At 36.9% G+C, this 17,681-nt stretch carries 23 protein-coding genes; 5 read left to right on the top strand and 18 right to left on the bottom strand.

What is annotated here, in order from left to right; translation table 11 throughout:
* Window positions 1-27: 27 nt before the first annotated feature.
* The 9 genes from IW20_RS26240 to mobA form a co-directional block, all read right to left on the bottom strand.
* On the bottom strand, window positions 28-183 hold the full coding sequence (locus IW20_RS26240) for a hypothetical protein (protein ID WP_165571425.1): 156 nt from the start codon (window positions 181-183) through the stop codon (window positions 28-30).
* Window positions 184-195: 12 nt separating this feature from the next.
* Window positions 196-471 (bottom strand): Txe/YoeB family addiction module toxin, encoded by a 276-nt coding sequence (locus IW20_RS10145; protein WP_035621510.1) that lies wholly within the window; start codon window positions 469-471, stop codon window positions 196-198.
* Window position 472: 1 nt separating this feature from the next.
* Complete coding sequence (locus tag IW20_RS10140; RefSeq protein WP_035621508.1) at window positions 473-739, bottom strand: type II toxin-antitoxin system Phd/YefM family antitoxin; 267 nt, start codon at window positions 737-739, stop codon at window positions 473-475.
* 96 nt (window positions 740-835) lie between these two features.
* The gene (locus IW20_RS10135) at window positions 836-1,705 is read right to left on the bottom strand and encodes a tyrosine-type recombinase/integrase (protein WP_035621505.1); all 870 of its coding nucleotides are present in this window, start codon (window positions 1,703-1,705) and stop codon (window positions 836-838) included.
* A 10-nt stretch (window positions 1,706-1,715) separates the two neighbouring features.
* A complete protein-coding gene (locus tag IW20_RS10130) occupies window positions 1,716-2,633 on the bottom strand; it encodes a tyrosine-type recombinase/integrase (protein ID WP_035621502.1) in 918 nt (305 codons plus the stop codon).
* 159 nt (window positions 2,634-2,792) lie between these two features.
* On the bottom strand, window positions 2,793-4,463 hold the full coding sequence (locus IW20_RS10125; RefSeq protein WP_035621500.1) for a hypothetical protein: 1,671 nt from the start codon (window positions 4,461-4,463) through the stop codon (window positions 2,793-2,795).
* Between the two features lie 4 nt (window positions 4,464-4,467).
* Entirely contained in the window at window positions 4,468-5,031 is a 564-nt protein-coding gene (locus tag IW20_RS10120) for a hypothetical protein (protein ID WP_035621498.1), read from the bottom strand.
* Between the two features lie 457 nt (window positions 5,032-5,488).
* Entirely contained in the window at window positions 5,489-6,784 is a 1,296-nt protein-coding gene (gene mobB, locus IW20_RS10115) for a conjugal transfer protein MobB (RefSeq protein ID WP_035621496.1), read from the bottom strand.
* Between the two features lie 4 nt (window positions 6,785-6,788).
* Window positions 6,789-7,223, bottom strand: a complete 435-nt coding sequence (mobA, locus tag IW20_RS10110; protein WP_035621661.1) for a conjugal transfer protein MobA — start codon at window positions 7,221-7,223, stop codon at window positions 6,789-6,791.
* A gap of 202 nt (window positions 7,224-7,425) precedes the next feature.
* Here mobA and IW20_RS10105 point away from each other — a divergent pair, with 202 nt between their 5' ends.
* Window positions 7,426-8,109 carry a nucleotidyl transferase AbiEii/AbiGii toxin family protein gene (locus tag IW20_RS10105; RefSeq protein WP_035621493.1) on the top strand — a complete coding sequence of 228 codons (684 nt, stop codon included), beginning with the start codon at window positions 7,426-7,428 and terminating at the stop codon, window positions 8,107-8,109.
* A 40-nt stretch (window positions 8,110-8,149) separates the two neighbouring features.
* Entirely contained in the window at window positions 8,150-8,464 is a 315-nt protein-coding gene (locus IW20_RS10100) for a DUF6922 domain-containing protein (protein ID WP_035621491.1), read from the top strand.
* Window positions 8,465-8,529: 65 nt separating this feature from the next.
* Here the strand turns inward: IW20_RS10100 and IW20_RS10095 are convergent, their stop codons facing one another.
* The 6 genes from IW20_RS10095 to IW20_RS10070 all read right to left on the bottom strand — a co-directional run bounded on the left by IW20_RS10095 (window position 8,530) and on the right by IW20_RS10070 (window position 13,791).
* Window positions 8,530-8,997, bottom strand: coding sequence for a hypothetical protein (locus IW20_RS10095; RefSeq protein ID WP_035621488.1), 468 nt, complete (start codon window positions 8,995-8,997; stop codon window positions 8,530-8,532).
* Window positions 8,998-9,987: 990 nt separating this feature from the next.
* Window positions 9,988-10,329, bottom strand: a complete 342-nt coding sequence (locus IW20_RS10090) for a hypothetical protein (protein ID WP_012025604.1) — start codon at window positions 10,327-10,329, stop codon at window positions 9,988-9,990.
* A gap of 55 nt (window positions 10,330-10,384) precedes the next feature.
* A complete protein-coding gene (locus IW20_RS10085; RefSeq protein WP_012025605.1) occupies window positions 10,385-10,945 on the bottom strand; it encodes a hypothetical protein in 561 nt (186 codons plus the stop codon).
* Between the two features lie 11 nt (window positions 10,946-10,956).
* Window positions 10,957-11,319, bottom strand: a complete 363-nt coding sequence (locus IW20_RS10080; protein ID WP_035621485.1) for a hypothetical protein — start codon at window positions 11,317-11,319, stop codon at window positions 10,957-10,959.
* The gene (locus tag IW20_RS10075) at window positions 11,306-12,142 is read right to left on the bottom strand and encodes a hypothetical protein (protein WP_012025607.1); all 837 of its coding nucleotides are present in this window, start codon (window positions 12,140-12,142) and stop codon (window positions 11,306-11,308) included. The genes IW20_RS10080 and IW20_RS10075 overlap by 14 nt, the downstream gene beginning before the upstream one ends.
* Before the next feature lie 11 nt (window positions 12,143-12,153).
* On the bottom strand, window positions 12,154-13,791 hold the full coding sequence (locus IW20_RS10070) for a hypothetical protein (RefSeq protein WP_012025608.1): 1,638 nt from the start codon (window positions 13,789-13,791) through the stop codon (window positions 12,154-12,156).
* Between the two features lie 173 nt (window positions 13,792-13,964).
* Here IW20_RS10070 and IW20_RS10065 point away from each other — a divergent pair, with 173 nt between their 5' ends.
* The 3 genes from IW20_RS10065 (at window position 13,965) to IW20_RS10055 (ending at window position 16,623) form a co-directional block, all read left to right on the top strand.
* A complete protein-coding gene (locus IW20_RS10065; RefSeq protein WP_012025609.1) occupies window positions 13,965-14,372 on the top strand; it encodes a helix-turn-helix domain-containing protein in 408 nt (135 codons plus the stop codon).
* A gap of 104 nt (window positions 14,373-14,476) precedes the next feature.
* On the top strand, window positions 14,477-14,728 hold the full coding sequence (locus tag IW20_RS10060; RefSeq protein WP_012025610.1) for a hypothetical protein: 252 nt from the start codon (window positions 14,477-14,479) through the stop codon (window positions 14,726-14,728).
* 68 nt (window positions 14,729-14,796) lie between these two features.
* On the top strand, window positions 14,797-16,623 hold the full coding sequence (locus IW20_RS10055; protein ID WP_012025611.1) for a KAP P-loop domain-containing protein: 1,827 nt from the start codon (window positions 14,797-14,799) through the stop codon (window positions 16,621-16,623).
* A gap of 21 nt (window positions 16,624-16,644) precedes the next feature.
* On the opposite strand, the gene IW20_RS10050 is transcribed toward IW20_RS10055, so the two are convergent.
* From IW20_RS10050 to IW20_RS10045, 3 genes are all read right to left on the bottom strand, one after another.
* Complete coding sequence (locus IW20_RS10050) at window positions 16,645-17,049, bottom strand: hypothetical protein (RefSeq protein ID WP_123869541.1); 405 nt, start codon at window positions 17,047-17,049, stop codon at window positions 16,645-16,647.
* 67 nt (window positions 17,050-17,116) lie between these two features.
* A complete protein-coding gene (locus IW20_RS26235; RefSeq protein ID WP_159436659.1) occupies window positions 17,117-17,284 on the bottom strand; it encodes a hypothetical protein in 168 nt (55 codons plus the stop codon).
* Window positions 17,285-17,350: 66 nt separating this feature from the next.
* The gene (locus tag IW20_RS10045; RefSeq protein WP_035621482.1) at window positions 17,351-17,554 is read right to left on the bottom strand and encodes a hypothetical protein; all 204 of its coding nucleotides are present in this window, start codon (window positions 17,552-17,554) and stop codon (window positions 17,351-17,353) included.
* Window positions 17,555-17,681 lie beyond the last annotated feature (127 nt).

Below are 17,681 nucleotides of genomic sequence, written 5' to 3'. Positions count from 1 at the left end.
AGCTTTAGGTAGTTAAAATTTAGTAACCTATAAGGAAGTTGGTTTTATTCTAACTATTTTTCCTTCCTTCATAACAACAAGATCGCTGTTGTTTTTCTTTTTAAACTCAATTAAATTTTCAGAAACTTTATCCATTGCCTCTATAATCTTCTTCTGAGTCGGTGTAGTTGTATGTTCCCCCATGTTTTTTATTTATTAGTCATCGTAATGAAATCTGCACTGAATGATAGTGCATTTCTGGTCGACACCTTTTGTACCGGACACTTTATAAACCAATCTATGCTCGCCTGTAATTCTCCTTGACCAGTAACCTTTTAAATCATGTTTCAATGGTTCGGGTTTTCCGATTCCTTTAAATGGATCTTGTCTGACCGCTTTAAGCAGTTTCCTAATCTTGACAGCTGTATCAGGATCGGTATCCATCCAATATTCGAAATCTTCCCAGCCTTCTGTCGTAAAACTAAAATCCATTTTAAGCAGGTTCTAGTTGGTCTAAATCGAAAGTCTTCAATTCGCCTTTTTCGACCTGCTGAATCGATTTGGCCAGTCTGGTTCTGTTCGCTTTAGTAGATAATAAATGCTGTGTCTCATTCATTGAATTATATTCTTTAATTGAAATAATCACTACTGCGTCATCTTCATCGTTTCTTGGAACGATAATAATTTCTGATGAATCTGACACTTCATCGAAGTATCCTTTAATGTTTTTTCTAAGTGTTGAAATAGTAACTGCTTTCATAATACTCTTTTTTATGTAGTACGTTATTTTGTACGTTCAAATGTACTAAAAATTAATAGCATATAATATGCCATTAATAAACTTTAACACTTGGCATCATAAACTGGGAAAATATCTGTTTATAATTTCTCTCTGATGTGAGCTGTTTACTTTGATATATTTTTCCGTAGTTCCCGGCCATTTATGCCCCGCCAGTTCCTGAGCCTTTTCCAAAGAAATATTTTTCTCATTGAGCCAGTTGCAGATCACACTCATTCTGATGGTCTGCGGATTGAGTTTCCGATCCGGGAACAATCCCTTTAAAGGGGTAATCATTGCATGAATGCTATCGACCGAGATAGGCTTGCCAAGCTTTGTAATAATTAGTTTTTCGGTTTTACAGCGAAGCATTTCCAATCGGGTTTCCTGCAGGTAATTGAAAAACAGAATCATCTGCCTTGGCACTAGGTTCATTGTCCGCTTATTGAGGTTTTTGGAAGCCTTGATATAAACAGTCCCATTATCCAAATCAATATCCTTTACAGTAAGCCTTATAATTTCATCGCTTGTCAGTCCCTGATAGATCAGAAGGGACAGCAACATCTTATTCCTGATATCCAAATGCTTGTAACGGTTCTCACGCTCCAGGAGCAGTTGCAGTTCCGGACTGCTGAACAGATCCTGTACCTGTATCGCCTGATTGCAGTTTACTTTTATATTCAGGCGTTTGCACGGATGGTCATTCCTGTACCCGCTCATGACTAGATAATCATAATACTTTTTGATTGCCGATAAAATGACAACACGATATTTGCTGTTGGACTGCCTTGCACTTATTTCTTCCATATACTTGACGATATTCCCGTATTTGTATCGCTTGGCTTTTGGATTCAATTTTAAAAAGTGATTGATGGCAAACAAATAGCTTGATACGGTCTGTGGGCTATAACTTTGGAGCAGGAACTGCTCTAGTGTCTGTTTTGGCATAGCTGATTATTTAAAAGGTTACGATCGGTTTTCGTTTCTTATTTTTAAGAGCGTAGATATAGGTTGTATTGATATCGGAATGCCCTAGAAACCTTCTTATAAAATCAATACCTGCATTATTCTCCGCCAGATGATTTGCAATGCTGTGCCTGAGGCAGTGGAGCGTAATATCCTTTTGGATAAGCTGGAAATCTTTAGTCTGCTCAATCATTTTTTTCAGTATATCATTCAGGTTTTCCCCCGTACTGCGCCTGCCTTTGGAATTAATAAAAAAGGCTTCTTCGGTCTGGTTTTTTCCCGCAAGCCTTTGACTGCGCTCTTCCTGAATGTACTTTTTTAAGTATCCCATAACCGTGTCGCTCATGGGAACTTCACGTCTTTTGCTGTTTTTTCCGCTTCTGACAACAACCATTCCCGTAGCCAGCTTTACATCCTTTAAATCCAACGCACTGATTTCAGAACGCCTGAGCCCGCATCCGTAAGCGACAGAGAGCAAAGCCCGTTCAAGTTCATTCTCTGCATTTTTATACAAGCTTTTTATTTCTTCAACACTGAGCGTATTTCTGGATTTTTCACTGCCTCCCTCATAGCTGGGTATGTAATAGCCGTTCTCAATTTCCTTGTTTTCCATCAGGTTTAAAAGGAACAGTCCCTGTACGAAAAGATGAAACTTGATGCTTTTCTGTGACAGCGTTCCTTCGCCCCTGAGCTTTGGCCTTGCAATCAGGTACTCAAAGTATTTAATTGATTCTTTCGAAGTGAGCTCCTGAATCCTGCTGATTCCCGATTCTTCCAGCCATACCAAGAATTCTATCAGGGTATTCTGGTACATTCTACTGTTTCCAGTTTTGTAATTCCTGACCTTTATAAAACTCTCAAAGGCATCCAAGAGCCTGCGGAATTCTTTATTTTGTATCCTGTTTTTCATCTTTTTTAGTGTTCTTTAATTGTTATAATTAAAACCTTTCGCTTGCGCACTCCTTGGAACACGGAACGCCAGTATCGTATGGCCTGTAAAAACAGGCGCTCCGGTGTTCCGCTGGCGTTCCGGGGCGTTCCATTTTTGGTTATTTCTTTTATTTGTGTCTTAAAATTGTTCTAATTGGCTGTTCAGCTCTTTCCTGATCTTGCTTTTGAGTTTTTCCATATTGTCCCAGTAGCTTATTACATATTTAAAACCCCTGTTTACAGAGCCTTCAATTGCCTGAATGTATTCGAGTTCCTGCAACAACAGCATATACCTGAAAGCAGATGTTTTGCTGATATTGAGTTTCTGGCGGATTTCCCTATTGGTAAAACGGTGCGTTGTTCCGTTCTTTTGGCTCTTCACATAGCCTTTGAGATTCTCAAAAAACTGTCTTGTACTTTTGTCGAGTTCATCCACCTTGATGATGATAGAACTAAAGAAAATATCAACGGCAGATTTCACATCTTCCTTTGTGGCTATAAGTCTTCCTTTGCTGTCGGTTTTTCTCTGGTACTGGTGCAGGATCGTAATCTGTGAAACAAAGTTTTGGAACTGGCTGTTTAGTCTTCTGAGCATCTTGGCTTCTAAGGGAAGTATAAGTTTGTCCGCAAAGGGATTAATCACCTCGTAGGATTTGAGTACACGCATTGCATTTCTGAGAAGCTGGGTTGCCTGCAGCTCATTTTCACTATTTCCTTTTCCCGCTAGTTTTTTGTTTTGGATGGCTATGATCCGCATAGTCTGCGCCTGGCTTTCATCCACGCCCAATATTACCGAACGGCTCATATTGTCATAATATACCTCGGCTTTGGTCGTGGTTGTCATACTGGCAAAGTGTGCCTGTACCTGTTTTATTCTTCCCCTGTTGTTTCCAAAAATATCTTTGACCACGGTCGAGCTTGTCAGGAACTTTGCGGACTGCATTTCACGAAATGCATACTGAGCTTCTTCATCAAGTCCGTCAAAATCCTGAATCACTATAAGCTTATTGATAAGCTCCTTGTCCCTGTAATGGTATAGGGATTTGCTTGTAATGCGGGTCATGTTCATCACATCCTCCTGAGGCATGCACTGCGCAATCCCGTTAATCAGATGGCTTTTTCCTTCCCCGCTTGATCCCTGCACGATGGCGTGCATCAGGTAAGGCATTTTATAACTGGAAGCGAGTACGAAAAGAACCATCCTGTTTTGTTCTTCCCCCACAATTCCGTTCTGCTCCAACAGCTTGTTTATGTTTTCAAGCAATTGCGGTTTTGAAAGAAATTCGACTGCTTTCTCATGTGCCTGCGGTGTAAGTTCCTTTTCCGAATAGCGATCTGTAACAGGGTTTATTTCAGCTTCAAAGAGTGCTTCCCGATGCTGTTCCAGCAAATCCGTTAGCTGTAAAAAGTCTGTTTCGAGTTCCTGAAAGTCAAAGCCCTGCTTTTCGGAAAGCTCCCCGCACTGGCTCTGCACACTGCCAAAATCAAAAAGGTCAACTTTCAGCCTGTGTTTTTTCTGTGTAGTATGTGCCACAATCTGTAATGATACCCTCAGATTTCCTAAATCCATCGGCAGGTTGCCCACAACATAAAATATTCCGGCAATGCCCGTATAGCTGATTTTATAGCCGTTTACAATCTGAAGGGCATTGCCTGTCTTTTCTGCTTTTGCATTTTTTAAAAGATTCGATATTCCGTCTGTCCCATAATTGACCCACATGTCATTCAGACTATGTCCCTCAGGAAGTTCCACTATTGAGAGTGGAACATCGGGTCTGATCTCCTGCATTTGTAATCTGATCTTTTCCATTTTCTCACCGCTTAAAGATTATTATTTCTTCTAATTCATATAATGATTTGATAATTTCTAAATGCTGTTCCAGCAGTTCCCCGTCATGCAGGGCAATAACCGCTTCCCTTTGATCCAGTACCTTACTCTGTATTAAACTGGCGCAGTCAATAACAGTCGGCGCTAAGTATAACTTCTTGGTTAGGGGATGCGGATAGGCGGGATAGATTCCTTCGCTGTTCAGATATTTCTGTTTCTGCTCGTCCAGATCAAAACGGAGTGCAAAAAAATTAACGATGGTGCTGTCCTTGTCCAGCAGTGGAAAAATCAGCCCATAGCGTCCAAAGACGGTATAGGCTGTCATTCCTGCTTCCCTCACAGGTGCATTGCTTTTGGCAAGCAGTCCCAGTCTTTCAAAGTGGTCTTTTGCCTGCTGTTCCCGGCGATGATGAAACTGGCCTGAATTAAAACCGATCCGAAGATCAGAATATTCCAGCCCGATGCTTTTAAGGTATTCCTTGGGCTTTAAAGCCTTTGCACTTCGGATACCCGTTTCAAAAGACCGGAACAATGTTTCTAAAGTTTCCATAAATAGTAATGGTTTTCTATTATTTCGGAGATAAGGCGATCGAAGCCCTCGGCAGTCCTGTATTATAACAAAGAAGATATGAACGTCTTCCAGTAAATATAAAAATGCGTTTTTGAAGTTGGTGCATTATAGGCACTGCCGGCACTATTTGTCTTGTGATGTCGCAATGAAGACAATTTGTTTATCAGTGCTGGGCATTACTGCCCAGCAGTCTTGCAGATAGATATTGTTAAATAAGCCAGCTCAGAGCATGCTTTCATAATTGCGGAAAATCGCAGGGCGGACACCTGATAGGATAAATTAAGGAGATGGTTTGGTACATAACCGGGGAATTGTATTTTTAATAGCAGGCAATTAAAAAAATCCCAATAATGTATCCTATCAATTTTTTATATACGGTACATTGAAAATCGTGTTTCATACATTTGATGTAAATAACACAGGCTTGGAAACAGGCTTAAAGCTTTGGTTTCCTGCGTTTATCCTTGCGTTTCATCTGATTTGCAAATGCAGTTTCCTGAAAATCTTCTCCCTGCGCCTGGGGCAGTAAACTTCCAAAGGCTTCAAAAATATTGTTATCCTGTCGGCTGTCGGGCATATCTTCTTTCCCTGAAAAGGCAGGCAGGCGGTGTGGCTCGCTGATTGTATCCTCTGCAGGAATAATTTTCTGAGACGAAGTGTTTTCTTTTTGTGGCAGGTCTGCCTTAGTGCCGTTATTCCACCAGTCATTGAATGCATTGGCCGAAAGGTTTTTGCCAAGCTCTGATCCGTTGCACACTGTTTTAGAATTGTGGTCTATAAAAGTGACCCCGTAAATACGCCCAGTGTCATTCCTGCGTACCACGACATTTATTCCCTGTTCCAACAGCTTTTTCTTAAACTCCGATTCGCCCGATGCAGTCTGCATAATTGATTCGATCCTGCCTTTAACTGATCCCTTAGCAGGACTGGCTTTTAGTTTTATCCTGCTCTGCTCATAATGGGACTGCAGTTGTGATAATCCGGCACTTTTTCCAAACAGGGAAGCCTTAAACGGATGCCCAGCTTTTTCTCCCTTGTCATTTAGCGCAAAATATACCAGTCCCATTTTTGGAATCCCGTTATATTCGCCCTTGACTTCTTCTGCTGTAATCTTGAAAAGGGAAAGCAGGGCATTATACGCCCCGAAAGTCTGGAACTGGTAGTATTTGGGCAGATGGCGGACAACCGATGCCATCTGGCTTTTTATATCACCCTCTTTATAATTTATGGGTTTGAATACTGGGCTTTTCGGATTTTCATTTTGCTCGGTAGCTACTTTAAGACCGTACTGCTTTTCCAATGTCCGGCAGACGGCCATCGAACGTCTTTTCTCGAATTTGTCTGATATTTTCCTGCCATCCTCGTCCACACACACGGACACGATATGGATATGGGTGCGGTCAATATCATTATGCTTGAATACTGCAAAAGGCTGGTCTGCGTAGCCCATCTGCTTCATATACTCCTGTGCCATATTCTCAAAATCAGCATCGCTTACGGTATCTTTGGGGTCAGGATTTAGCGAGATATGAAGTATTGGTTTTTCCGTTTTTCGGTTGGCCAGCAGATGCAGTTCAAAAGAACGTGATAACTGCTGTAGGGAATAACTGCCGTCAGGCGATTCGATAATCTTCTGGGTAAAGAGCACCTGTGCTTTTTGTTTCTCGACCTTTTGGTAATTATAGGCCAGTGCACCGTATAAGCTGATGCCTCTTGAGATTTTTGCTATCATGTCATCACTTTCCTTTCAGGTGCTTTTCTTCAAATTCCGCCGTAAGCTGTATTATCTTTTGTGATAAAAAAGCAAGTTCTGCCGTCTGCTTTTCCAGCTTGTACAGATATGCCAGGGCTTTTTTTTCTGAAAAATTGCTATTCAGCATTTTTACGACCTGATTGTAATTTACCCCCACAGCCCTGAACTGACCAAATAGCGAAGTCAGGCGCACATAATAATCGATTGCCGTCTTGTCAACCTTTATCGTTGTGATGCCCCTTTGGAAAATGCACGCTGTAATAAAGTGTGCCATTACATTCATGCCGGACTGCTCGAACAGGGACAGAAATCGGGCATTCTCTTGGGCATTCAGGCTGATGGAATAGCGATGGACGGCAGGATCTTTTTTAGGATGCCTGCCTCCTTTGTGCGGGTTGGTTCTGCTGTTTTCTTCCATGACTTTAAGTATTACATCATTTGAAAACCAATATATTTTATTATAAGCTGTGCCCCACGGATTTGGCACAATCTGGAAGTATTTGTCTTACGCTGTCCAGCTTTCAATAGTGCACCTGACATATGAAGGCCAAGTAGAGCCATTGGAGGACACTTTGGAGTAACGCTCCATTTTCGGGATTAATTTTCCGAAAACGAAAATTATGCTGTACAAAGAAACAGTCAGCGCAGAGATGTGGGAACTGCTCCAAAAGCTGATGAAAGATGAAATGCTGAAAGATTTTTATCTCGTTGGCGGGACTTCCCTGAGCCTTCAGATCGGACACCGGCTGAGCATTGATATTGACCTGTTCACTACAAAGGATTTTGATGTTCTGTCCATGCTAGGCCACCTAAAAAAATCGCATTCTTCTTTAAAGGTCGAAAATCTGGACACAAATACGCTGATGATAAAAATAGGCAGTATAAAGGTTGATATACTTGCCCATAAATATGCATGGCAGAGCCCAGCCGAGACTATCGAAAATGTGCGTTTGGCATCGATACAGGATATCGGAGCAATGAAACTTCATGCAATCTTTCAAAACGGCACAAGAATCAAGGATTTTGTAGATATGTACTTCCTTTTAGACCATCATCCGCTGAAGGACTATTTGCAGGCGTATCAAAGAAAGTACAACGCAGATCCTGCCTTGGCTCTTGTTGGGTTAACTTTTTTCGACAGCATTATAAAAGAGTTTGGCGTTAAGATGCTTAAAGGAAAAGAGCACAGATGGTCAAAAATATCAGAGAGATTAAGACAAGCTTCGCTAAATCCAGCCAGGGAATTTACAATACCTAAAATACCGCCTCCAAAAAGGGGTAAAGGAGGCGGATATAAGCGTTAAAAGCTTGGTAAATTAAAAATAAATCATTAAATTTATTGCTATGAATCTAAAAGATAACAAGCCCGCACCTGATTTTGAATCCAGTTTTTTTTGGGATACGGATATAGACAAGCTTGACTGGCAGAAAGCTTACAAGGCTGTTATTGCCCGTATCATAGAACGTGGAGGTCAGCAGGAAATTGATGAGCTTGTTCGTTTCTATGGATATGAGAAAGTAATCAAGGCAGTCCGTGACGAAATCTATTTCCTGCCTAATTATGCCATTGATCGTGCCATAAGATTCTTTCCCGAACTTAAAAAAGAAGAGATGTACTGCTATCTGAACCGCAAGGACAAACCGTATCACTGGATTTAGTTTTACTTTAAAAATGTTTTAGACCGGATTGTTTTTCTTTTTTTAGCTTGCCGGGTCTGCTAAGACTACATCCTTAAGCGGGGTTTTCTTGGTTCATTTATTATCTCTTCATTACGCTGTTCCGGCTTGATATTCACAGACTGATTTGTACGCTGTCTCAGAGATTCTTTCTCGCTTGGGGTTAAATTATTATTTCCGCTGTTGTCTATATAGCGAAGGACAGTTTTAACAGGCCCCATTATATCAGGAAGCTTCTCGGGCTTCTCTGCGGGTTTATTCTCATTTTCCTTAATTTTAATAAACAGCAGTTTATCTAACAGCCTGCCCAGTCCTGTATTTGTCGGGTTTTTAAGCTGTCTGAGAAAATTAGAAAAAAAATTGGTAAAAATGTTCCCGCCCCTGTCTACCTGCATAAATGGAGCTTTTCTCTTATTATCTTTTTTAATTTTCTTCTTTTTTTCCTCTTCAGGTCTATGCGGTATCGGTTTTTTCTTTTTCTTCTCCGTTTTCTCTTTATGTTTATCTTTTTTCATGATTTTGATTTTTACGGCGAAAGGTAATCATAAGAGCTTTTTATCCTTCGTTCTGGCACTCTAAGTCCTTGATTGGCGCTATTTGTCTGGCTTTTTAGATTGGAAGGGATTATATTCTGCCTAAAGAAAGAATAAAAAGAAAACCAAGGTAGGACGTGCTGGATCAGCCTGTCCAAAAGCTTACGGCATAATGTCTTGCTCGTGCCTCACAAGCCACCCTTCGGGACTTATTCCGTTTCCTTTTGGCCTGCCTGCATCCCGTCCTGTAAAATTGCTTTCTTTTTCTTTTTTCCGTTTTTCTGCTTTCTTTGGAAAAATATTATTTTTCTTGGTTGCTGTACAGGTTCAATTGTGCCTGTGAGGTCTGGCAGGAATATATCTGCAAAAATCTATGGATTTATAGTAAAGCATTTTTATTTGAAAGCATTTTTAAAGCTTTATAGTTTTAAAAGCATTTATGTAAAGGTTCGCTTTTGCAAAGTCTGCAAAAATATAACTGCAGACCTGCCTGCCTGCGCTCTTGAGTACTTGAATGCCTGCTGGCAAGCAGGCAAGCAGGCAAACCTGAATACCTGATTGCTTACATACATGAATGCATGGATACATGGATACATTCACACTCGAATTCTTGAATGCCTGAAAGCAGGTTTCCCCGAAGACCTGCATGCAAGAATAAGACATAGGAGTTAGAGCAGGTAATCTTCGCCCAGTCTGCCTAAATACGCTAAAAATGCCGTGCGCTAAGTCTACACTTTAAAAGCTTATTTCCCTGCTTATCCCTAAAAACAAATTACTTACAGCCATTAAAATAAAAAAAGGGCATCAAGCCCTTTCAATTAAAAACCATCGGTAATGCTATTTTCGAGAGAAAATGCAAGTTGTGTTTTGAGATGCTTGAAATGAATTCAGCATCTCAAAACAACTTGCCCTGCGGGGCTGGAAAACGCCTCCGAAGTCGCCGTTTTTATTATAGTTACAATTGGAGAAAAGTTACTGGGAGCCACTTTTATTTTTCTCATTTAGATGTTTTATATAAAGCAAATCCAGTAAATCTCCTTCTTCCAGCGGGATCAGCATTTCTATTACCCTGAGCAGACTTCCAACATATCTTTCAGGATCTTTAACATTTTCCCCGCTTCCTTCAACTCCTTCTAAAGCAAGCATTCCAGCTTTTAGCAGATCCATAATCAGGCAGAACAGGTCTGAATATCCCTGCACATTTATTTCGAGATTGTGTATATCGTTCCGCATTTTTGATGCAGGTTTGAGCATTATAAAATAACGTTCAGGATTTTCAACCAGATTATTTAATTTGATTTTATTTTTTTTCATATCTATATATTTTATTAGTTAAATCTAGTATCTATGTAATGATGCACTAACTTCATCATTCGGCATTCTCTTTAGATTCATTAACTTTTTTTATTTTTTCAAGCCCTCTTTCACGCATAAGCTCTCCTGCATCAAGCATTTTTATTAAATGGATATACGGAGTCGTAAGATCAATATCACCGTCTCCTTTGTATGGAGACAATGAAACGCTCACTATTTCAGAAAGGAAAAATTCAAACTCCTTAAGGCTTTTCTCTGCAAATGCCTTTCGAAATACTGTGAAAGGATTGTCATATTCCTGCTTTGTCAATGAAGTGAGATGAAATACATTTTCAGTGCGCACTGACTCTTTCACTCTCCATTTACTGCTTTTTTTATGCAGGCAGTAGTATGTTTTCAAAAATGAGCATATTGCTTTATAGAATATAAAAATCTCGCTTGGTCTATCATTACTGCATATTTCTTCTTTAAAGCTGTACAGTACTGCCTGCGTTAAATTTCGCTTATAGTAGTCAAGATGTGCAAAATCAAAAAGGGCATCAGATGCTTCAAATGGATTTCCCGCCTCAAATCCAGCCCAGAACTTGGTTTCAAAGTTTTTTTTCTTCTTTTTCATGATTTAAAAAATTAGTTATCCATTTGTTCATTTTTATTTTCACTATTAGTCTCTAAATAAAGCTTATGCAGTTTATCAAGCCCTTCCGCTTCACTGCACGGAAGTAGCTGTATTGCAATTTCCAAAATACTCGTAAGATGAAAAGCGGGATCTTCGATCTGGCTGGAATTCTCAAGATCTGAATTCTCCAGTGTGTGAAGTGCTATTTTGAGTAGATCCTGTACTGTATAAATGAGTTTTATGTAGCTCGTAAATTTTATATTTGCATGATAAATACCTTCTTTCTCTCTCTGCGGGGTCAGTGTTCTAAAATAAAAACTGCTTTTCAGTTCTTTGATAAAATCATCCGCCTTTTTATTATCATTGGTTTCCATATTCTTTAAATATTTGTTTGGTTTGCTCAGCATACTGCTGATACATTGTTTTTACTTCACTCATCAGCCACTGCATTTTTTCATATGCTGATTCAACAATTTCTGCAGTTAATGGTTCAATTTCTTCTCCCCACTGAACAGCTTTTCGGGCAAGATCAAGCTTTCTTAAAACTTCTTTCTCTTCTTTGTTTTCTAAATCAAAAGTGTTGCCTAAGACACTATTAAACTTCGCAATGCGCTCCTGCTGGTCTGAAATGTTTCCATCTATCACCCATTCACCCGTTAGAACCCATGAAGCGTTAATAAAGAGATATCGAAACTGCTCATGTATAACATACAATGCCATTAAATGATTCTCGTTTCCACGGTGGTATTTTAAGTCTCTGCCAATAGTATTGGCCTCTGATATCCACATTTGATAATTTGCAACAGTCTTTTTCAAAAGCCGTTTCATATTTAATTTTTTTATATCCAGAACAGTTTTCCCTTCAGTGTTTCTATACACAAGATCCGTTTCTTTACAATTGAAAATAAAAAATAAATTTCCTTTTCCCACTTCTCTCTTTATACACTCCCTGTCAAAAAAACAGAATGAAAAATTATTGTAGTTTTCAATTACTTTCCATAAATGGAAGACAACATCATCATAGTAATGGGGGCTTTTTTTGCTCACAACAATTGTCAGAATCCCTATTTTTGATTCTATAGCAGAATCCGAAAAGTAAACACACTCAGCTTCTACAAACTCTACCAAGAGTTTCACTGTTTTCTTGACTGCCCTATATTTGGGATGGTCTTTCTGTGTTAAAATATTATAATACATGATCTGTCTGTTTAAAGTTCAGCCGAAATCAGATTCTCAGTGCGTCCTAATTCATCTTTTACAACAGCTGTGCAAAAACCAGCAAAATCATTGTATCGATCCTGCAAAAGATTCATATCGAGTTCAGAAAAAGTATCTGCACCGCTGTATCTCAGTGAAGCATATGATCTGCTTAATATCGTAAACAAGTTTCTGTCCTGCTCTGTAACCCGCGGGAAGTAAGTGCTTATTTCAGGGTTAAAATAATCACAGATTTCTAATAGATAAGAAAGGGAAAAATGATTTGGAGAATACCCCATAAACAAACGGATCATCCCAAGACAGATCTGTTCTGCCATAGTATGGAGCATCAGACCTTTAAGAGGAGCATAACACGCCCATTCATAATCTCCCTGCCAGCTTTCCATGTAGTTTACCACAATATTTCTATAGCAGAGGTATTCTTTTGCTGATGTTATACTGCGAACTGGAAGATCTCCAAATTCTAAAGCAACAGATTCTTTTTTAAATAAAGCCTTTCCATTTTTTATAACATTCAAAAAGAAATATTTCTGATCGCCTGTTGCGCTCTTAAGTTCTGAAATATGATGAATCAAAAGTGTTGCTGTGCACTGCTCTTTGGTTCTGCTTTTAATCATATCAGCCAGATCATGCACTGCATTTACTTTACTTTCTTTGAAAAGTACTAATAGATAAAAATGTTTAACCCTTTTTTCCGCTGTTCCAAAACAATAAACTGCCTCGGTCTTAAGATAAGACGTAACGGTATCACTGACAATTTTCTCATAGTCGATGACACCATCGTTTAAAATTTCTGGATTCTGTTTTGGTTCAATAAAAAAAACGGATTTTTCCTCGCAGTAAGAAAGCTGGTCTTGGAAGATTTTTTTAGTTTCTTTTAAGATGCGGTAAAGTTTCTTCTGTGCATCTTTAACCCTGTCTTTCTTAATTTTTGTTTTGCCTCCATAAGGGAATTCAATCCTTGCTCTATCAAGTAAATCGGCAATTTCTCTATCCTTATCATGATCAGTATTGAACACCTGTTTCAAAATAGGTGCATAATCCTTTATCGTATTTAAGTGCTCTAGTGTATAATGATTCGAATGAGATTTTCCCATGACAAGTTCTCCGATTATACCAAAAAGAAGGTTGACCGCCTGATGGATTGTATAGATTGCCATATGATGGTTATTTGTTCCCTCATAATGCTGGGAACCTCTTCTTAATGATTCTGCTTTGGCTAAAAGCCCGCTGTTTTTCTTTACTGCTTTTTTTAGCAGAACGGATACAGAGGGAATATCTTTTGTAATCTTAAAACCAAACTCCTCGTTTTTAAACAGACTTATGTTTGATAAATACCACTTTAAATAATACAAGCTCCCATGCTTTAAGCGATGCAGTACATCCCATAGATTTATAATTACATAAGGAACGGACGGATACTTTTTTAAAACCTTATCCGCCCAGTCATACATTTCCGATGCAATCTGCTGTGAATCTTCCCTTAAGATTATAGTAAGTATATAACCTCTTTTACCTGCGGTCTCTGCCTCATGCAGGGTGACCGCTGTAATGTCCATAAATGATTGGAGCTCTCTAACGGCATTCTCCAATTCTTTCTGATCTTGAAATTGAATTGCACTACTCATAATTTTAATTTTTTTAATTAATACTTGTGTGAAAAATTGTATTTTTGTTTAACACACGAGCAAGTAAGTGATTAGTCGTACTGTACCGTATCAATTTGTATCATACCGTACAGTAAAATTTCTATATCATACATAGGACTTACTTTTTTATTCTTAATTATTATCTTTGAGCTATGAATACATCAACAAAACCAAGTCACATGGGGCGTAAAATCAGCCGTATCCGTGAACTGAAAGACATGAAACAGGAAGCACTGGCACAGGCTATGGGTACAAACCAGCAGGCGATTTCTATTATGGAAAACAGCGAGACTATCGAAGAAGAAAAACTAATCGAAGTAGCAAAAGCATTGGGTGTAAGTGTAGAGGCAATTAAGAATTTTTCGGAAGAAGGTGTGTTTAATTATTTTAATACTTTTAACGATTCAGGCAATAATACTTTTGCAAATAATGTATGCAATTTTAATCCATTAGATAAATTAATCGAATCCCACGAACAGCAGATCAAACTTTATGAGCGTTTGGTTCAGGCGGAAAAAGATAAAGTCGAATACTTGGAAAAATTACTAAAAGCAAAATGATGCTTTTATAAAAGATATATTAATTCCAAAAAGAGACTTTCAAGTCTCTTTTTTGTTTTTAAAGTTTATTTGTTCTGACTTTTTAAAATACCAAAATAAATACCATGAATAAAACGATAAAGCTTAGAGTGAAAAAAGAAATTGAAAGGGATAAAGAGCTTAAAGTGCTAAAGCTTAAAGGCTCTCTAATTACAAGAGGCTACACTGAAATAATCCACATAGCAGATGAAAATCAAGATTTTTACTTAAATACTTTTACCACTTCTCAAGAGCAAAAAGAAGAAGCTGAGAAATTTTTATTAGATTTTATTTCAGCTAATAATGTAACAGATATTATAACACTTCTGAAAGAGTAAACAGTCATTTTTTGATGTTTGCTTCACATAATAACAAACGCATTTCTTAACAAAAAAATATTCAGTCTATGGACAGTTCACATATCAAAGTAATATTTGAAGATTACTTAAAAACAGTTAATTCGAATTATGCTTTACTTATTAATGGTAGCTGGGGAAGCGGTAAAACTTATTTCTGGAAAGACTCTTTAAGTAAAATCTGTGACGAGAATAACTTCAAAACTTTATATATTTCATTAAATGGATTGAATAAAATAGAAACACTAGATTATCAGTTAAAGATTAAACTTATCCCTTTTCTAAATAAATTAGATACAAAAAAGGCTGTCTCGACACTTAATCTCTTAAAAAATATAGGAGGAAAAATTATACAGAGTAAATACAATTTTAGTCCTGAAGAAATTTTAAAAGATGTTGAAGTTGACACTGCACTTTTTTCAAAGCAGGTAATATGCTTTGATGACCTTGAAAGATGTAATATTCCTTTAAGCGAAGTGCTGGGATATATCAATAATTTTGTTGAACATAAAAACTCGAAAGTTCTCATTCTATCTGATGAATCCAAAATACCGGATAGTGAGGATGTAAATAAATCCACGTATAACTCTATTAAAGAAAAAGTTATTGGCAGGGTATTAAATTTCAGTAATGATTTAAATTATATCTTCCCATTTTTTATTGAGAGATATAAAATTCCGGATCCTGAATTCTCATCTTTCCTAGATCAGAATAAATCATATATACTTGAAATTTTAGCAGAGTTTAAAGAAGAAAATCTAAGGAATTTATCTTTTTACCTTGAAGCTTTAAATAAATTATTTCCTGTTTTAAAATCAAATCTAGAATTTAAAAAAGAAATTATATTATTTACATTGATTATTACACTGGAGTTTAAAAAAGGTAATCTGAATTCCAGTAACTATAACAATTTTAATGATCTTGATTTATTGAATCCAGCCTATGTGATGTTCAATTTCGACCCTTCATTTAGTTTACTTTCGAAAAAAGCTGAAAAAACTCAAAAAGAAGAAAGCGAACTGGAAAAATTCTATAACAGATATCTTTCCAATTATATACAGGATTACTTTTTTTATCCAGCTGTATACCAGTTCATACTCACAGGTTATTTGGATCTTGAAAAATTTAATAATGAACTTAAAAGCCGTATTCCTGTTGAGCCTACAATTGAAAATGCTACCTTCACAAATGTTGCAACAAATAAATTCAGACAGTTATCTAATGAGGAATTTAATGAAAATATTGAGCGGTTCTTACTTTTTGCAAAACAAGGCAAATATGAAATCTCAGATTATCTGCAGATTTCTAAATTTTTAAATTTCTATTCTGAAAATTTTATTATTAACCATACAAAAGATGAGATAAGGGAAATTCTGCTTGAAGGACTTCTTATTGCCAAAGAAGACTTTGTACCTATTAAGAGAACACGAAACTTTTCATTTGATATGGATCAAAATCCTGCTGATGATACAATCTTAAGAGATAAAATTATTGAGTATATTAATGAAAGCGAGAAAGAATTTGAAAAAGAAAAAACGAATTCACTTTTAAATGCTATTGCACAGAATGACTTGGAGAAGATGAAAGATGTATTTGATGAATATAACATAAACAAAGAGCTGTTTCAGAATTTCAGCGCCCAAAGTTTATGGACGCACCTCCAAAGCTGTGAAAATAGAACTTTAGTCCAGTTTACGAGCCTGCTTAAACAGCGCCACGGTTTTTCAAACATAAAAACTTATTTTCTCGATAATACTGATCTTTTCAAGGATCTGATTCTCTGTATTAAAAATTCAGAAAGTACAGGAAATCTTCAGAAAATGCTCAAAAAAGAATTAATAGTACAGCTCGAAGAAATTTGTGAAAGAATGGAGTAATTCTTAAGCATCACATTAAGATTATTTCTCCTCAGTCATAGCTACTTTCCATTTTTCATTCTCATATGTTAGAAAAACTATATTACTGAAAGTTTCACCATTCTCATAGATTAATATTTCCTCGATGAAAAACAAATGATTATCTATTTCACTTAATTCAGAAAATTGCCTTTTTACCATAGAAAAATCAGGAAACCCATTATTTAGAATATACTCAACAAGTGAGAGTTCAAGTAATTTTGCCGTCAGATCAACAGTTTCTTCATTAATCTCTACATTTGTCCTGCGCAAAACTATTTTTGCTTCTGCTTCAAAATCTTTTGAAGCAATAGCATTTACTATATCCTTTTTTGAAAATGCAGTTTCTAAAGAAACTATTGCATCTTCGGGTGTATCATAATTGTAACCCGTAATTATATTGTTCATTAGATTTTTTACGTTTAGTTTCATTAATAAAAGTACCAAAAAGCTTATTATATATTTCCCAAAAAGCTTATTTCTTTTTTCTTGAAAATATTTTACTGATTGGTAATCTTGGAAGGACTTTCTCAAAAAAATCTCCCATAAGAGGTATTCTGTCTTTTTTTACAAAATTTAAAACAATAGTCATCACAAAGATAAAGACAAAAATAACCACCACTAACTGTACAATTGTATCCATAATATTTTCCTTTATATATAAATATTCCTATTTTTTAAAAAAGTTGATTTTTTTTTTAATTATTTTTTATTCGCCTGTCAAGGTTTTAAACATTAAATCAGGACGCTTAAAAAAACTCAATGCCTGCAAGGTATTTACAGGCTTTAAAATAAAATAGGACATCAAAAATTCATCTGATACTGATTTGTTTTTGATGAAGCAAATTAAAGCAGGCTGTTTTATATTTGCTGTGACATCGAAATCAGCATCAATATTATTTATTCCAAACATGAAAAGTGGTTGAAAATTTCAACTTTCTTGATAACAGAAAGATAAAAGCTTAAGGATTCGAACGACTCATTATTTGAAATGATGTTCTTTCTTTCTTTCTTTCAATATTTAAAGGACATCATTGCAA

Source organism: Flavobacterium hydatis (assembly GCF_000737695.1).
GTDB classification, from domain to species: domain Bacteria; phylum Bacteroidota; class Bacteroidia; order Flavobacteriales; family Flavobacteriaceae; genus Flavobacterium; species Flavobacterium hydatis.
This window is presented reverse-complemented; position numbering and strand designations above follow the sequence as displayed.

What these genes read in the sequence shown, in the direction of transcription:
- IW20_RS26240 (WP_165571425.1), bottom strand. Translation starts at nt 183, where the DNA reads ATGGGGGAACATACAACTACACCGACTCAGAAGAAGATTATAGAGGCA.
- IW20_RS10145 (WP_035621510.1), bottom strand. Translation starts at nt 471, where the DNA reads ATGGATTTTAGTTTTACGACAGAAGGCTGGGAAGATTTCGAATATTGG.
- IW20_RS10140 (WP_035621508.1), bottom strand. Translation starts at nt 739, where the DNA reads ATGAAAGCAGTTACTATTTCAACACTTAGAAAAAACATTAAAGGATAC.
- IW20_RS10135 (WP_035621505.1), bottom strand. Translation starts at nt 1,705, where the DNA reads ATGCCAAAACAGACACTAGAGCAGTTCCTGCTCCAAAGTTATAGCCCA.
- IW20_RS10130 (WP_035621502.1), bottom strand. Translation starts at nt 2,633, where the DNA reads ATGAAAAACAGGATACAAAATAAAGAATTCCGCAGGCTCTTGGATGCC.
- IW20_RS10125 (WP_035621500.1), bottom strand. Translation starts at nt 4,463, where the DNA reads ATGGAAAAGATCAGATTACAAATGCAGGAGATCAGACCCGATGTTCCA.
- IW20_RS10120 (WP_035621498.1), bottom strand. Translation starts at nt 5,031, where the DNA reads ATGGAAACTTTAGAAACATTGTTCCGGTCTTTTGAAACGGGTATCCGA.
- mobB (WP_035621496.1), bottom strand. Translation starts at nt 6,784, where the DNA reads ATGATAGCAAAAATCTCAAGAGGCATCAGCTTATACGGTGCACTGGCC.
- mobA (WP_035621661.1), bottom strand. Translation starts at nt 7,223, where the DNA reads ATGGAAGAAAACAGCAGAACCAACCCGCACAAAGGAGGCAGGCATCCT.
- IW20_RS10105 (WP_035621493.1), top strand. Translation starts at nt 7,426, where the DNA reads ATGCTGTACAAAGAAACAGTCAGCGCAGAGATGTGGGAACTGCTCCAA.
- IW20_RS10100 (WP_035621491.1), top strand. Translation starts at nt 8,150, where the DNA reads ATGAATCTAAAAGATAACAAGCCCGCACCTGATTTTGAATCCAGTTTT.
- IW20_RS10095 (WP_035621488.1), bottom strand. Translation starts at nt 8,997, where the DNA reads ATGAAAAAAGATAAACATAAAGAGAAAACGGAGAAGAAAAAGAAAAAA.
- IW20_RS10090 (WP_012025604.1), bottom strand. Translation starts at nt 10,329, where the DNA reads ATGAAAAAAAATAAAATCAAATTAAATAATCTGGTTGAAAATCCTGAA.
- IW20_RS10085 (WP_012025605.1), bottom strand. Translation starts at nt 10,945, where the DNA reads ATGAAAAAGAAGAAAAAAAACTTTGAAACCAAGTTCTGGGCTGGATTT.
- IW20_RS10080 (WP_035621485.1), bottom strand. Translation starts at nt 11,319, where the DNA reads ATGGAAACCAATGATAATAAAAAGGCGGATGATTTTATCAAAGAACTG.
- IW20_RS10075 (WP_012025607.1), bottom strand. Translation starts at nt 12,142, where the DNA reads ATGTATTATAATATTTTAACACAGAAAGACCATCCCAAATATAGGGCA.
- IW20_RS10070 (WP_012025608.1), bottom strand. Translation starts at nt 13,791, where the DNA reads ATGAGTAGTGCAATTCAATTTCAAGATCAGAAAGAATTGGAGAATGCC.
- IW20_RS10065 (WP_012025609.1), top strand. Translation starts at nt 13,965, where the DNA reads ATGAATACATCAACAAAACCAAGTCACATGGGGCGTAAAATCAGCCGT.
- IW20_RS10060 (WP_012025610.1), top strand. Translation starts at nt 14,477, where the DNA reads ATGAATAAAACGATAAAGCTTAGAGTGAAAAAAGAAATTGAAAGGGAT.
- IW20_RS10055 (WP_012025611.1), top strand. Translation starts at nt 14,797, where the DNA reads ATGGACAGTTCACATATCAAAGTAATATTTGAAGATTACTTAAAAACA.
- IW20_RS10050 (WP_123869541.1), bottom strand. Translation starts at nt 17,049, where the DNA reads ATGAACAATATAATTACGGGTTACAATTATGATACACCCGAAGATGCA.
- IW20_RS26235 (WP_159436659.1), bottom strand. Translation starts at nt 17,284, where the DNA reads ATGGATACAATTGTACAGTTAGTGGTGGTTATTTTTGTCTTTATCTTT.
- IW20_RS10045 (WP_035621482.1), bottom strand. Translation starts at nt 17,554, where the DNA reads ATGTTTGGAATAAATAATATTGATGCTGATTTCGATGTCACAGCAAAT.